The sequence below is a fragment of the Akkermansia sp. genome (assembly GCF_020860705.1).
Taxonomy (GTDB): Bacteria; Verrucomicrobiota; Verrucomicrobiia; order Verrucomicrobiales; family Akkermansiaceae; genus Akkermansia.
Genome location: NZ_JAJBTT010000041.1, coordinates 1 through 14,361, shown reverse-complemented (window position 1 = coordinate 14,361; position 14,361 = coordinate 1). Strand labels below are relative to the sequence as shown.

The 14,361-nt window shown below is 59.0% G+C and carries 15 protein-coding genes; 4 read left to right on the top strand and 11 right to left on the bottom strand.

The window, feature by feature from the left end:
* The first annotated feature begins 132 nt into the window (after positions 1–132).
* The 3 genes from LIO64_RS09310 to LIO64_RS09300 all read left to right on the top strand — a co-directional run bounded on the left by LIO64_RS09310 (position 133) and on the right by LIO64_RS09300 (position 2,269).
* Positions 133–1,056: a hypothetical protein gene (locus LIO64_RS09310; protein WP_290549168.1), complete on the top strand. Its 924-nt coding sequence runs from the start codon at positions 133–135 to the stop codon at positions 1,054–1,056.
* Positions 1,057–1,079: 23 nt separating this feature from the next.
* Positions 1,080–1,325, top strand: coding sequence for a hypothetical protein (locus LIO64_RS09305; RefSeq protein ID WP_290549167.1), 246 nt, complete (start codon positions 1,080–1,082; stop codon positions 1,323–1,325).
* Positions 1,326–1,441: 116 nt separating this feature from the next.
* Positions 1,442–2,269, top strand: coding sequence for a hypothetical protein (locus LIO64_RS09300; RefSeq protein ID WP_290549166.1), 828 nt, complete (start codon positions 1,442–1,444; stop codon positions 2,267–2,269).
* Here LIO64_RS09300 and LIO64_RS09295 read toward each other — a convergent pair.
* Complete coding sequence (locus tag LIO64_RS09295) at positions 2,257–2,778, bottom strand: GNAT family N-acetyltransferase (protein ID WP_290549165.1); 522 nt, start codon at positions 2,776–2,778, stop codon at positions 2,257–2,259. The genes LIO64_RS09300 and LIO64_RS09295 overlap by 13 nt on opposite strands.
* A complete protein-coding gene (pyk, locus tag LIO64_RS09290) occupies positions 2,775–4,196 on the bottom strand; it encodes a pyruvate kinase (RefSeq protein WP_290549164.1) in 1,422 nt (473 codons plus the stop codon). The genes LIO64_RS09295 and pyk overlap by 4 nt, the downstream gene beginning before the upstream one ends.
* Before the next feature lie 112 nt (positions 4,197–4,308).
* Here pyk and LIO64_RS09285 point away from each other — a divergent pair, with 112 nt between their 5' ends.
* Positions 4,309–5,553, top strand: coding sequence for a competence/damage-inducible protein A (locus LIO64_RS09285; protein ID WP_290549163.1), 1,245 nt, complete (start codon positions 4,309–4,311; stop codon positions 5,551–5,553).
* Positions 5,554–5,725: 172 nt separating this feature from the next.
* Here LIO64_RS09285 and LIO64_RS09280 read toward each other — a convergent pair whose 3' ends face one another.
* The 9 genes from LIO64_RS09280 to LIO64_RS09240 all read right to left on the bottom strand — a co-directional run.
* Positions 5,726–6,049: a hypothetical protein gene (locus LIO64_RS09280; RefSeq protein ID WP_290549162.1), complete on the bottom strand. Its 324-nt coding sequence runs from the start codon at positions 6,047–6,049 to the stop codon at positions 5,726–5,728.
* Positions 6,050–6,083: 34 nt separating this feature from the next.
* Positions 6,084–6,911, bottom strand: a complete 828-nt coding sequence (locus LIO64_RS09275; protein WP_290549161.1) for a PEP-CTERM sorting domain-containing protein — start codon at positions 6,909–6,911, stop codon at positions 6,084–6,086.
* 262 nt (positions 6,912–7,173) lie between these two features.
* The gene (gene dnaB, locus LIO64_RS09270; protein ID WP_290549160.1) at positions 7,174–8,628 is read right to left on the bottom strand and encodes a replicative DNA helicase; all 1,455 of its coding nucleotides are present in this window, start codon (positions 8,626–8,628) and stop codon (positions 7,174–7,176) included.
* A gap of 108 nt (positions 8,629–8,736) precedes the next feature.
* Positions 8,737–9,822 carry a 23S rRNA (adenine(2503)-C(2))-methyltransferase RlmN gene (rlmN, locus tag LIO64_RS09265; RefSeq protein ID WP_290549159.1) on the bottom strand — a complete coding sequence of 362 codons (1,086 nt, stop codon included), beginning with the start codon at positions 9,820–9,822 and terminating at the stop codon, positions 8,737–8,739.
* Positions 9,823–9,840: 18 nt separating this feature from the next.
* Entirely contained in the window at positions 9,841–10,689 is an 849-nt protein-coding gene (gene ftsY / locus LIO64_RS09260; protein WP_290549158.1) for a signal recognition particle-docking protein FtsY, read from the bottom strand.
* A 14-nt stretch (positions 10,690–10,703) separates the two neighbouring features.
* Positions 10,704–11,591 carry a transcription antitermination factor NusB gene (gene nusB / locus LIO64_RS09255; protein ID WP_290549157.1) on the bottom strand — a complete coding sequence of 296 codons (888 nt, stop codon included), beginning with the start codon at positions 11,589–11,591 and terminating at the stop codon, positions 10,704–10,706.
* A gap of 22 nt (positions 11,592–11,613) precedes the next feature.
* Entirely contained in the window at positions 11,614–12,102 is a 489-nt protein-coding gene (ribH, locus tag LIO64_RS09250; protein ID WP_290549156.1) for a 6,7-dimethyl-8-ribityllumazine synthase, read from the bottom strand.
* A 24-nt stretch (positions 12,103–12,126) separates the two neighbouring features.
* The gene (locus tag LIO64_RS09245; protein WP_290549155.1) at positions 12,127–13,329 is read right to left on the bottom strand and encodes a bifunctional 3,4-dihydroxy-2-butanone-4-phosphate synthase/GTP cyclohydrolase II; all 1,203 of its coding nucleotides are present in this window, start codon (positions 13,327–13,329) and stop codon (positions 12,127–12,129) included.
* A gap of 24 nt (positions 13,330–13,353) precedes the next feature.
* A partial coding sequence (locus LIO64_RS09240; RefSeq protein ID WP_290549154.1) for a glutamate--tRNA ligase family protein occupies positions 13,354–14,361 on the bottom strand: 1,008 nt, incomplete at its 5' end.

Below are 14,361 nucleotides of genomic sequence, written 5' to 3'. Positions count from 1 at the left end.
GTAATAGGTTTTCACAGAGAAAAGTCTTTACTTTTGTGACGAAAATGTTTCACTAAACCTAACAAAGGGGAAAAGGAAACTTTAATCCTTTGTTAGCAAATCAACAATTAATACCCTAACCAAATAATAGTCATGCAAACCAAGAACATCATCAGTGTGGCAGCGGCTGTGGCATCCTTTGCCGGCGCCGCTTTTGCGGGAACCCCCGTCAAGGTTGTTGCTCCGACACCGGTACAGCCCGTGCCGACTGTCAGCCCATGGTCCGGCGACCTTTACGCCGGCTATGCCTCCAATTACACCAGCCGCGGCATCGTGGCTTCCCACGCTTTGGTGGGAGGGGATAGCGTTATCCCTGCCGGTGTTAATTTGAATTACAAGCTGAACGACGCCAATTCCATCGTCGGTTCCGCTTCCTACACCTCCCTGACTTCCGGTCATGAGTTGCTTGGTGAAGAAGATATCTCCTTCCATAATGAAACCAACTTCAACCTCGGCTGGAAAAACCAGGACGGCCTTCTGAAGAATCTGTCCACCACCCTCGGCTGGAATCTGATTCATGGCGGCCTGCTCGGCAACTTTGCCAAGTATGATTATAGCAGCGTTCTGGCCAACGGCATGGTTGGCCAGCGTCACGCCCACTCCGTGGCTCAGGAATTCTATCTGAACCTGAACTATGACCTGTGCAGCAACTGGTTCGCCGGCGTGACCACGAGCTACGGCTTCCAGGGCATGACCGGATGGTGGTTCCAGCCGTATGTGGGCTGGAAGGCTTCCATCTGCCCCGCCACGGATATCGTGATTACCGGTGGCATGTCTGCTACCGCAGGTTACTTTGATAGCAAGTCCGCTTTCATGGCCAACGGCTCCCAGGCCTGGTGGGTGAAGGCTGAATTGCCGATCAAGGTGGGCGTGAAAAACCTCGCCGTGGTGCCTTTCGTCAGCTTCAACTGGGCTGGCAATGGCGCTCTGAAAGCCAACAAGCAGTTCGTGGAAGGCTGGAAGCCCTACAAGAACTTCGGCGTGGTGGCCGGTGCCAACCTCGTTTATTCCTTCTAAGCCTGACGGCTTGCGATTGAATTATGTTTCAGGCGCGGCGGATATTCCGCCGCGCCTTTTTATTGTTGCCGTCAAAAGATATTTTCCGACTTTTTCCTGCTGGCAGTGATTTGGTAGAAGTACGTTATTTTATCGGTGATTATTCAAAACAACATCATCATGAGCATTGCAGCGGCTGGGTGAAGTCCAACCGGGATACGGACAGAGAAGACAAGCTCTGCAAGAACTTTGGCGTGGAGACCGGCGCCGGCGTTGTTTCTTCTTTTTAACGTTGTCCTCAGTTAATTGATGGTTCCGGAGCGGCGGAGAACTCCACCGCGTTTTTTGCTTGTTGCCAACGGAGGGTTTTTTGTTCAGAATACGGCGGCACAGCAGTTCCGGTCTTATGAACTTTTTCTTTTGTTTTGTCTCTGGGGCGGCGCTGGCCGTTGCCGGTTTTATTTCCATTTCTTCGGCGGAATCACGCATTCCGGATGTTCCTTCCCCTCCGGCCCTGAGGCCGGTCAGCGGCAGCCTGAAAGCCGGTTATTCCACCAATTACGAGTTCCGGGGGCTGATTCCCGGAGGCTGCAATCCGACGGCTCCCGTACGCCTGGATTGGAGGAGTGACCTGAATGACCGGTATTCCGTGATTCTGGCGTTAAAGGAGGAGTTGTTCCTGGGGCATCCGGCCGTTGACATGGAGAATGAAACGGTAGCTGATCTTGGACTTCAGCGGAAGTTCGGGGAGGCCTCGTATGGCGCTTTTTCCTTCCGTGCCAATGATGGAGGATTGGCGGGATTTGCTTCCGAACGTTTATTCGGCAATGGCGGCACAACGTATGAGACGGCTTGCGTTTTGCGGCATGACCTGGGATTTCTGCCCGGTTTTTATGTCCAGGGCAGCGCGGCCTATTCCTTTTACGGTATCACGGGATGGTGGTTTGACATGTGCACGGGGTCGGATTCCCGGCTGACGGAGAATCTTTACATGGGGTTCAAGTTCGGAGCCGTGTTAAGTTCCTCTTACTGGCCTTCCGGCAGCAATGGCTGGCAGTCTTTGTACCTCAGGGTGACGGCAAATTACCGCTTGTTCGGGAATATTTTTGTGGAGCCGTTTGTGGGACTGCACTGGCTGGGCCAGGGAGCCCACGGAGTGAACCGGGCGTATGGAGGAACGCTGGTGAAGGGAAACAGGTGGGTGACGGGAGTCAGCTTGGTTTATACTTTCTGAGGGGGAAGAGGAGGCATTTCTTCCTCCGGACGGGACAGATCCGCCCGCATGCGGATCATATCGACGCACAGGACGCCGTTATCCAGGACGGGTTCCGGATAATTGTCCGTAAAGTGGTTTTTGATGACGCCTGCCGTCCGGAATCCGCAGCTTTCATACAGAGCCATGGGGCCGGGGGATGCATCGGAGGTTCCCAGTTCCGCATACCGGGCGCCTTTGTTCCTGATGACCTCCATGGCGTGCTGCACCAGCGCAGTGCCGCAGCCCTGCCTTCTATATTCAGGGGAGACGGAGCAGTTCATGATTTCCCAGACGTTTTCCGCCGTTTGCCGGATGACGATGACCCCGGCGGCAATGCCGCAGGTCCGTGCGACGTAGAGTTCTCCGTGGGCGAGATGGTCCGCTACCTGGCGTTCGTCCGGATCGGCATCCAGCAGAAGTTCTCCCAGCGGGGCGTCCACAGGCCACACGGCTGTTTCCTGAGCCACGTGGAAGTCCGGAAGCATCATTCCGTGCGCATGAAGATGATGGAGTCCGCCAGCAGTTCTCCTTGAAGGCTGTCTCCCTGGATGACGACAGGCTGTCCGGAAATAACCAGCCCTTTTTCCTTCAACAGGTCCAGAGCAGTGGAGATCATGCGGGCCGGATCCTTCAGGAAAGGGGATTCAAAGGCGGTGACGTCACGCGCCAGCGCCAGCTGCCGGACGACGACAGGGTCATTGCTGAAAGCAAAGATGGCCGCCCGTTCCGGTCTGAGCACGGCTGCCTGCGTAGCGGCCAGGCCGCGGCGGGTGAAGATGACCATGCAGGCATTTTCCACGGAGTCCGCCAGGGAGATGGCCGCCTTGGTGGCTTTCTGACGGTCTCCGTTCAGGATGGCGGCAGCGGCGAAGTTTAGGTTGCCGGAGCGTTCCATGCGGTGGGCGATGGAGTCCAGGACTTCCACGCAGTGCACAGGATAATGGCCCACGGAGGTTTCTCCGGAGAGCATGACGGCATCCGCCTGTTCAAAGATGGCATTGGAAACGTCCGTGACTTCCGCACGGGTGGGGGTGGGCTGCGTGATCATGGATTCCAGCATGTGCGTGGCTACAATGCAGCGGCGCCCCAGCCTGTGGCAGTGGCGGATGATGCGGCGCTGGATGATGGGAAGTTCCTCAATGCTGACTTCAATGCCCAGGTCGCCGCGGGCGACCATGATGACGTCTGCGGCCAGAATGATGTCGTCAATGTGGCGGATGGCCTGCTGGTCCTCGATTTTTGCGACAATCTGCGCCCTTCCCCCAAGGTTGTCAATATGTTCCCGGAGCTGGGCGATGTGGGCGGCGTCCCGGACAAAGGACATGGCTACGTAGTCCGTTTCGCATTCCACGGCCACGGCCAGGTCCGCCAGGTCTTTTTCCGTAAGGGCGGGGAGCCGCAGCGCCACGCCGGGGAGGTTGATGTGGCGGCGGGATCCGAATACGCCTTCCGTGAGTACTTTGCAGATGAGCCTGTCCGGCCGCACTTCCTCAATGCGCATGAGGATGCCGCCGTTGTCCACCACCATCGTATGGCCTACCTGGACGTCCTGCAGAAGCCCGTCATAGTTAACCGTGGTGGAGAAGGGGAGTTCCGGTTTGGCCGTGCTCAGGCGGATTTCCAGCGTGTCGTCTTTTTTCAGCTGATAAGGTTCGGGCAGGTCTCCGGTGCGTATGGAAGGCCCCTGGAGGTCAAAGAGGATGGCGACGTTTGCCTGAAGTTCCGCCGCCTTCCGGCGGATGCGGAATACGACTTCCCGGACCCAGTCGTGTTTGGAATGGCTCATGTTGAGCCGGAAAACGTTGGCTCCGGCCTCAATGAGCTGGCCCAGCATGTCGGAGGTGTCTGTTGCTGGTCCAATGGTGCAGATGATTTTTGTGGCGCGGGGCCGGGACGGTGTGCTCATAGTCTTTGTCAGTGCCCATACTGTATCCTATGGGGCATTCAAATGAAGTTTTTTGTAGTACATGGCAGGATTGTTGCATGTCACGGAGCAGATGCGGGAGCATACTGGCGGCATGAAGCAGATCAGGGTTGAATTGATCAACACCGGTACGGAGATTTTGCTGGGAAGTATTGTGAATACCAATGCCGCCTGGCTGGGCAACAGATTGTTTGAGGCCGGGTTCCGTGTGGAAAGGCAGACCGTGGTTCCGGATGGGTACGCCATTAGTGAGGCCATGAGGGAGAGTGCCCGGCGCGCGGACATCGTGATTGTGAGCGGCGGCCTGGGGCCGACGAGCGACGACGTGACCAGGGAGGCCCTGTGCGACGTGTGCGGCGTGGACATGCACCGTGACGAGCGTGTGGCGGAAGGGTTGAAGAGTTATTTCGAGCGCCGGGGGATTCCTATTGCGGAATGTAATTTCAAGCAGGCCATGGTTCCTGACGGCGCCGCGGTGCTGGAGAATTCCAATGGCACGGCTCCCGGCCTGGTGATGCCGGCCAGCGGTTCCCTCCCCATGTTCATCCTGCTGCCCGGTCCTCCGGCGGAGTTGAAGCCGATGGTGGAGCATTCCGTGATGCCGCTGCTGGAAGATCTGGCGGATGAGGATATTCCGCATCTGCGTGTTTTCCGCCTGGTAGGGATAGGGGAGAGCGACCTTCAGGAGCTGGTGGATGATTCCCTTCACCAGGTGGCTGGGCTGGAGGTGGCGTATTGTGCGCGCATCGGAGAGGTGGACGTGCGCCTGGTGGGCAGTGAGGTGGCGCTGAAGCAGGGGGAAGCCCGTCTGCGCATTCTGGCCGGAGCATATGTGCTGGCCCCTTCCGGAGTTTCTCTGGAGAAGGCGGTGGTGCTCCATCTGGCGGCCCGCGGGTTGAAAGTAGCGACGGCGGAGAGCTGTACCGGCGGTCTTATTGCCAAAAGGATTACGGACGTACCGGGTTCCTCCGGAGTTTTTGAGTTCGGCTGGGTGACTTATGCCGACCGGGCAAAGGCGAAGATGCTGGGGGTGCCGGAAGAGGTTTTAACGCTTCATGGCGCGGTGAGCGAACCCGTTGTGAAGGCGATGGCGGAGGGGGCTCTGGACCGATCCGGAGCCGATGTGGCGGTTGCCGTCAGCGGCATCGCGGGGCCGGGAGGCGGTACGCCGGAAAAGCCTGTGGGCACCGTATGGCTTGCCTGGGCTTTTCGGGGAGGGGAAACGCGGACGGAGACGATGCTTTATCCCCGGGACCGCGAGTCTTTCCGGCAGATGGTTTCCCAGAAGGCCCTGGCGGGGCTTCTGGACGCCAGAAGAAGCGAGCCGGGTACGGAATGAGGAACCGCGCAGGGAGCAGTCCGGCTTCATACAGACCGCTGATGAATTCAAAGATTCCGGTGAAGCAGGTAATCAAAGGGCGTTCATGATGTTGGATGTGAATGTCGCAGGATTGACGGAGTAGGCAGCGTCTTCAACCGTGAGAGGGAAGGATGAAGGAGGGGGCGTTCCGTCAGCAGGGGGGAATAGTGAAGGTTTCCGTGGTGCAGGTCACGCCTATGCCGACCATGAAGCAGGCCAGGAGCATAAGGCTTTCTTCAAGGAGCGGAGACATTTCCCAGCGGGATTCCCCGAAGAGCAGGGCGCCGTCGATAGCCAGGCCGAATAACAGGGAGAGCAGCGTACGGAAACGTTCGTTGAGTGATTTGGCACGGGCCTGTATGGTGCTGAATAAAGGATCATGGAAAGATGTTATGGGCCTCCGGAAACGGCATGGAGATGTTTTCCGTGACGTTTCCGCCACCCGTCCGGTAGATCCAAAAAGGGCTGTACGCATCAGCGTACAGCCCTTGGAAGAAAGATTCCGGAAATCAGGCGCGCCTGCGGCGCAGCGTCAGAGCCGCCAGCCCCAGCAGGCTGAGGGTGGCTGTGGCGGGTTCCGGAACCGCTCCCGCTACCACGTATTGCACCTTGACGTCTCCGTTTTCCGTGTAGAGATAGTATTGGCCCTGATAGTCGGCGGCATTTCCTTCCATGGCGCCGGAGGCTTTGGTCAGTGCGCTGCCGTCTTCAGCAGTGAAGTCCCCCAGGGAGATGGACCCGCCGTCAAAACCGGCGGAGGTGACCAGCGTGCGGGTGACGAACTGGAATTCTCCCACAGCCAGGTCAGCAGACGTGGTTGCCAGCAGTCCGGAGACAGAGTAGCTGGACGCGCCCCAGATTTGCTGGTTGACGTTCATGATGCCTCCAATGCCGAAGATAAGCCGGGCTCCGTTGCCGCCGGAATCAATGCCGCAAACGCTAAGGTTGAGGGTTCCATCAAGGGTAATGTCACTGCTTTTGAAGTCTACCTGCCCGAGGTTGAGGGTGGAGCCTGAGCCGATTGTAACGTTTCCTGTCCAACGGGTGCCGCCGACCGTGACATTGCTGTTGCCCGTAACGGTGATACTGCCTCCGTCAGAGGTATCTGCCATGTTTCCATTGATATTGATGGTTCCGGTGTTGTTGAAGATGACATCCGGGCCCTGGCCGTTGCCGCGGCTGGGAACGCCATTGCTCCAGTTGCCCGCATTGCCCAATTCATAGGTGTTTCCTTCCGTAGGACCGGCTGCTCCGGTCCATTCCGTGACCATGCTGGCGGCATTGGCACAAACGCACAATCCGGAGAGCAACACGGCAATAGATAAGGTTTTTTTCATATTAGAACAGAAATAACTTGATCAATAAGCCCAGAAGAGATACTGGCGCTACGATGAAACTACCGGATTTACAATCCGTTATCAGTTGACACCTCCGTCAAGACTGCCTATTGATAAGGAACATAAGGATAATAGGGGCAATAGGGAAATTTTGCCGTCCCCTGTCCTCCTTATACTTCCTATTATCCCTAACCAACTTTCCCCCAGATTTTTTCGTTGACTCCGGATTGTAAATCCGCAAAAACTGAAGCGGGGAAGGGATTTATTCGTTTTCCTGGTCGTGTTCGTCCGCTTCACGCGTGGAGAAGCGCATGAGTTCCGCTTCAAAGTGGAGCGGAACGTCTCCTGTAGGACCGTTACGGTTTTTAGCTACGTGCAGGTTGGCCCGTCCGGCCATTTGCTGGCGTTTTTCCTCGTCTTCCGCATAGTAGGCGGAGCGGTAAAGCAGGCCGATCATGTCCGCATCCTGTTCAATGGAACCGGATTCGCGCAGGTCGGAGATGCGGGGAACACCCAGGCTGGCGCCCGTACGGCTTTCCGGACCGCGGTTGAGCTGGGCCAGCACGATGACGGGCACTTTGAGTTCCTTGGCCAGGGCTTTGAGTCCCGAGGAGATTTCCGCGACTTCTCGTTCACGGCTGTTGGCTGCCTGCTTGGAGTGGGAACGCATGAGCTGCAGATAGTCCACGCCGATGGCGGCCAGGCCACCCAGGTCCCTCATGACGCGGCGCGCCTTGGCCCGGAGTTCGTTGATGGAGATGGCCGCTGTATCGTCAATGACGAGCTGGGAGGCGCCCACTTCCTTGACTGCCTGCTTAAAGTGTTTCATTTCCAGCTGGGTCAGGTTGCCGCGCTTGATGATTTCCGCCCGGCGCACACCGGAGCGGGCAAAGAGAAGGCGTTCCACAATCTGGACCGCAGGCATTTCACAGGAGAAGAGCAGGGTGGGTTTTTTCTCATTGAGGGAAATGTGCTCAATGATGTTGAGCAGGAAGGAGGTTTTACCCATGGAGGGACGGGCGGCGATGATGAACATGTCCCCGGGTTTGAGTCCGTTGCTCTTTTTGTCCAGTTCTTCAAATCCGGTGGTCAGGCCCTGGATCTGCCCCTTGCTGGCAATGAATTTTTCGAAATTGGTGACGGCCTGCTTGAGGATGCTCGCCAGGCTTTGTTCATCCTTGGCGCTGTTATAGCGTTCCCGTATTTGGAAGATATGGGTTTCCACGGAGTCCAGCAGCTCCGCCACGTCATCCGGATTGTCAAAGGCCTGCGTGGTGGACCGGGTGGCGATGTCAATGATGGAGCGGAGGATGAATTTGTCCTTCAGGACGTTGAGGTAATGTTCAAAGTACGCTCCGGTGGTGGTGAAGGTGTAGATTTCCGCCAGGCCTGCGCTTCCGCCCACGGCTTCCAGCTGGTGCATGTCTTCCAGGGCCTGGGTGATGGAAACGATGTCGATGGGTTCGTTTTTATTGTAACGGGTCTGGAAGAGGCGCCAGAGCAGCTTGTGGGCAGGGAGGTAGAAGTAGTCCTCCGTCATGCCGATGGTCACGCATTGGCCCACGTAGGTGGCGGGGTCCATGGCCATCAGGGCCAGCACGCCTTTTTCCGGGCCTGGGGCCTGGGGGATGTCCCTGAGGTCCAGGGCCGGGGCTTTGCGGGGAGCCTTGGTCAGTTCCAGCGGGGAGGTGGCAGTGATGGTTTCCATAGTGTCCATGATGCAACAGCGGGATGGATGGCATCCGGCGGAAAAGGAATAGCACAATGGAGGACGCCGGGCAAAATAAATACTGAGTATCCGCCAGTAAATCCTGAGAAAGGCCTATCAGGGGCTGTCAGGGGGAACCGGGTTGTTTTCCCGTTCCTTCCTGAGTCTCAACTGGCCGCAGGCGGCATTGATGTCATGGCCTTTTTCATACCGCATGGTGACGGGGATGCGCGCCCTGTGGACGGCGTCCCGGAAGGCACGGCAGCGGCTTTCCGAGGGGCGTTCCCACGGGAGTCCCTCCACGGTGTTGTACGGGATGAGGTTGACCTTGGCATGCAGGCGTTTGGCGATCCGGACGAGGTGGGAGGCATCCTTCAGGGAGTCGTTCACGTCCCGGATGAGGATGTATTCCAGCGTGGGCATCTGGTTCCTGTCTTTCCCCCATTCCTCCAGAGCGGGAATGAGCTGGGAAAGGGGCCATTTTTTGTTGACCGGCATGATCTGGTCCCGTACTTCGTCCGTAGCTCCGTGCAGGGAGACGGCCAGGCGGATTTGTTTGGGATAGGCGGCCAGTTTTTTCAGGCCGGGAACGAATCCGGACGTGGAGATGGTGATGTGGCGCGCGCCTATTTCCAGCCCGCGGTGGGAGGTGATGATTTCCAGGGCGTCCACCAGGTTGTCAAAGTTGGAGAGCGGTTCCCCCATGCCCATGAAGACGAGGTTGTTGACCCGTTTTCCGGCAATGGCTTCCGCGGAGAGGATTTGCCCGATGATTTCCCCGGTCGTGAGGTTGCGTTTGAGGCCCAGCAGGCCGGAGGCGCAGAATTTGCACCCGAAGGCGCAGCCCACCTGGGAGGAGACGCACAGGGTGATGCGGTTCGCCTGCTCTCCATTTTCCGCGGCGGCGGCGGGAATGATGACGGATTCCACCAGGTTGCCGTCTTCCATTCTGGTGAGGAATTTCCGGGTGGTATCCGCAGAGCCGTGGGTTTCCACGATTTCCGGCGTGTGGAAGCGGAAGTTTTCCGCCAGAAGGGTTCTGAGCGCCGGGGACAGGTTGGTCATGGCGTCAAAGGCGGTGACACGCTTGCGCCATACCCAGTCCATAATCTGTTGGGCGCGGAATTTGGTATGCCCATGTTCCGTCAGGAAGGCGAGCAGCTTTTCCTCTGTCTGGGCAGTGATGAGGGGAAGAGGGGACATGGGAGCGGGATGGGCCTGTTACAGCAGGGAGTCCACGTAGCGGTCCCGGTTGAAGGGTTCAAAGTCTTCAGCTCCTTCCCCGGTTCCCAGAAAGGCCGGGGAGATGTGCATTTCATCCATGATGGCTACGGCTACGCCGCCTTTGCCGGAGCCGTCCATTTTGGTGATGATGACGGAGTCCAGGGGGGTGGCCTTATGGAATTCCCTGGCCTGCGCCAGTGCGTTTGCGCCCGTGGTGGCGTCCACTACCAGCAGGGTGCGGTGGGGAGCCGTTGCATCCTGCTTGGCGAGGGTGCGGCGGATTTTGGAGAGTTCCTCCATGAGGTTGTGGCGCGTATGGAGCCGTCCGGCGGTGTCGCAGATGAGGTATTGGAAGCCTTCCCGGATGGCTTGCGTGTGGGCTTCATAGCAGACGGAGGCCGGGTCCTGGTTGGGGGCTCCCTTGTAGAGGGGAATTCCCAGCTTGTCCGCCCAGCTCTGGAGCTGTTCCACGGCAGCGGCGCGGAAGGTGTCCGCCGCAGCCAGAAGAACGCGGGAACCCTGTTTTTGCAGCAGGTGGCCCAGTTTGGCGGCGGAGGTGGTTTTTCCCGTGCCGTTGACGCCCACCACCAGAATGACCAGCGGCTTTCCTTCCGGAGGAGCGGGCAGGGACGGAGCAGTGGCGGGAAATGCCTGTCGCAGGACTTCACGGGTGGCTTCCACCAGGTTTTCTGCATCCAGGCCCTTGCTTTCCCTGAGCTGGTCCGCAATGCTCATGGCGCGCCTGATGCCGATGTCCGCAGTGACCAGGTCCGCTTCCAGTTCATCCCAGTCTATCCGGGCGCCGCGGGAGAATTTGGTGAAGAGTTTTTTGAAGAATCCTGCCATGGTAGAGATGTGGGTTACGCTGGGCGTTCCGTTTTTGAGATGCCGGCCAGCACGCCGTTGACGAAGCGGGGGGATTCCGCAGAGGAGAAGCGTTCCGCCAGCCGGATGGCTTCCGAGATGACGATGGGGGCCGGGAGGTCGCCGCGGTGAAGGAGTTCATAGGCGCCCAGGCGCAGGATGGCGCGGTCAATGGCGCTGACGCGTTCCGGAGAGTAGTTTTCCAGCGTGTTGTTGATGGCGGTGTCCAGCTCGTCCCTGCGGCGCAGAATTTCTTCTCCCAAGGTCTTGGCTTCCCGGTAGAGTTCGTCCGCATCCTGTCCGGCTTCCACCACTTTTTTTATTTCCGCCAGGGAGGAACGGCCGTCCGGGTGGATGAGGCAGTTGATGCGGTCGTTGATTTCCTGGAGTTTGTTGCAGGAGGATACGAGGGGAGACCAGATGGAGTTGTAGGCCGGAAAATCTTTGAGGGCGTCCAGCAGGCGGCGGCGCATCTGCAACAGGGTGGTGTTGAGTTCCTGGGCTGTATTACAGGCGGCGGAGAGTGCGCCCTTGTCATTGGAGGGGTCTTCGTGCAGGGCTTTTTTCAGCTGAAGCAGGGAGGCGTTGAATTCCCCTTCCTTGCCCAGCAGGTCCTGAAGCAGGTCGCGGACGGGCAGGGTGAGGGGGTCATGCTGGAGCTTGTCCGCCGTTTCCCTTGCGCGTGTGACGAAGAGGCGCAGCTTGTCCGGATAGTCCCGGGTAAGGTGGCCGGAGATGGCTTTGGCCTTGAGTTTGCAGTAGTCCCCCCGGAAGGGTTCCATCAGGATGTCCCAGATGCCTTCCTCCTGTTCCGTTTCCGGCATCTGGGAGGCGGCATAGAGGTATTGGAGGGCTGCTTGTCTGATTTGGTTGCGTGAGAGCATGAGAGTGGAGAAGAGATGGGCCTTATTGCCGTGAGAGGGTGTTGAGGAAGAGTTCCGCCATGCGGCCTGCGGTTCGCGCCGCTTCCCGTCCGCGGTTGAGCTGGGAGGCGATGCACCGGGCAAAGGCCTGTTTTTCATCATTCAGGAGCAGGACTTCATGGATGACGGGCGTGGTGAATTCCAGCGCCAGCTGCATCAGCGCCTGCGTGATGGTGGAACCGATGAGGTCCGCGTGGTCCGTACTGCCGCGCAGGATGACCCCCAGGGCCACCACGGCGTCCGGGCGTTTTTCCGGGGAGCGAGAGAGGACGGATTTAATGGCGACCGGGATTTCAAAGGCCCCCGGAACGCGGATGATTTCCAGCCGCGCCGCAGGGAGTACGGTTTCCAGCTCTTCCGAACAGTTGTCTACCAGGGCCTGGGTGTATTGTTCATTGTATTCCGAGGCGACGATGCAGATTTTAGCGCGCGTGCCCGTGGGGCGCTGGCGGGGTGGAAGTTCCGTGGACATGGAGGGAGGGGATGGAGTGGGATTTTACAGGATATGGCCCAGCTTGCATTTTTTGGTAGCCAGGTATTTGCTGTTTTGGTCGTTGGGGGGGATGATGAGGGGAACCTGCTCCGTGATTTTAAGGCCGAATCCTTCCAGCCCCACGATTTTACGGGGGTTGTTGGTGAGCAGGCGCAGCTGGTCCGCCCCCAGGTCATGCAGGATCTGGGCGCCGATGCCGTAGTCGCGGAGGTCGTCCGGGTAGCCGAGCTTGAGGTTGGCTTCCACGGTGTCCAGCCCCTGTTCCTGGAGTTTGTAGGCCTTGAGTTTCGCCGCCAGGCCGATGCCGCGTCCCTCCTGGCGCAGGTAGAGCAGCACGCCGCCTTCCTGGGCAATGCGGCGCATGGCGGTGTGGAGCTGGCTGCCGCAGTCGCACCGGCGGGAGCCGAAGACGTCGCCTGTGAGGCATTCGCTGTGCACGCGCACCAGCGTGGGCTTGTCCGGGGAGATTTCCCCGTGCACCAGGGCCAGGTGAAGAGCCCCGTCCAGCTGGGATTCATAAAGATGGCAGGTGAATTCCCCGTAGTCCGTGGGCATCCTGACGGTTTCCACCAGGCGGATCTGTTTTTCCTTTGCTCGGCGGTATTCAATGAGCTGGGCTACGGTGCAGGCTTTCAGGCCATATTTTTTCTGGAAGGGGCCCAGGTCGCCGATGCGGGCCATGGTTCCGTCTTCCTTCATGATTTCACAGCAGACGCCGGCAGGCTGGAGACCCGCCATGCGTACGAGGTCAATGGTGGCTTCCGTATGGCCGGCGCGGCGCAGCACCCCGCCCGGCACGGCGCGGAGCGGGAAGGTATGGCCGGGCTGTACAAAGTCATTGACGGTGGCTTTGGGGTCCGCCAGCGTGCGGATGGTCAGGGAACGTTCTCCTGCACTGATGCCCGTGGTGATGTCATGGGCCGCATCCACGGAGACGGTGAAGGCGGTGGACATGTTTTCCCGGTTGACGGAGGTCATGAGCGGCAGCTGGAGGGCGTCCGCCCGTTCCGGGGAGAGCGGGGCGCAGACGAGCCCCCTGGCGTGGGTGACCATGAAGTTGATGGCCTCCGGCGTGGCGAATTCGGCGGCGATGATGAGGTCCGCTTCATTTTCACGGCCGGGGTCGTCCGTGACGATGATCATCCGTCCCTGCCGTATTTCTTCCACGGCTTCGTCAACGGTGCAGAATTGAAGTTGATTGTCCATATAAGGGGATGAAATGAAAGAGGGTTATTTTTGCTTTTTGGCCCAGGAGTCCTTGAGGGCCACGGTGCGGTTGAAGACGGGGCGCTGGCCCGGTACGTGGTCCCTGCGGTCCGCCACAAAGTAGCCGAGGCGTTCAAACTGGCAGCTGAATTCCGGGTCCGCCGCAGCCAGGGAGGGTTCCAGCTTGGCGTTTGCAATGACGGTCAGGGAATCGGGATTCATGACGGAGAGGAAACCTTCTTCCGCCGCGTCCGGGTTTTCTTCCGTAAAGAGGCGGTCATAGATGCGGATTTCACCGTCCACGGCGTGCCTGGTGCTTACCCAGTGGATGGCCGCGCGGCACTGGATTCCCTCAGGAGGGTTGGAGCCGATGGTGCCGGGGATGTGTTCACAGAAGATTTCCGTGATGTTTCCGTCTGCGTCCTGCCTGTAGTCCGTGCAGGTGATGCAGTAGCCGCCGCGGAGGCGCACCGTGCGGCCAGGGGCCAGGCGGAAGTATTTCTTCGGCGGGTCCAGCATGAAGTCGTCCCGTTCAATCCAGACTTCCCGTGTGAGGGGGAGCCGGCGCGTTCCTTCTTCCGGTTTTTCCGGGTTGTTCAGCACTTCCGCCATTTCCTCCGCGTCTTCCGGCAGGGTGGTGATGGTGACCTTGAGGGGATGGAGCACGGCCATGCGGCGCGGCGCGTTGGCGTTCAGGTCTTCCCGCACGCTGTATTCCAGCAGGGCCACGTCCGTGAAGCCGTTGAATTTGGTGATGCCTATGGTCTGGCAGAAGTTGCGGATGGCGGCGGGCGTATAGCCTCGGCGGCGCATGCCGGAGACGGTAGGCATCCGGGGGTCGTCCCAGCCGGTGACGTGCCCTTCCTGCACCAGCTGGAGCAGCTTGCGCTTGCTCATGACGGTGTAGGTGAGGTTGAGGCGGGCGAATTCCGTCTGGCGCGGGCGGGCGGGCACGGGGCAGTGTTCAATCACCAAGTCGTCCAGGGGGCGGTGGGTTTCAAAATCCAGCGTGCAGCGGGAGGGGGTGATGTG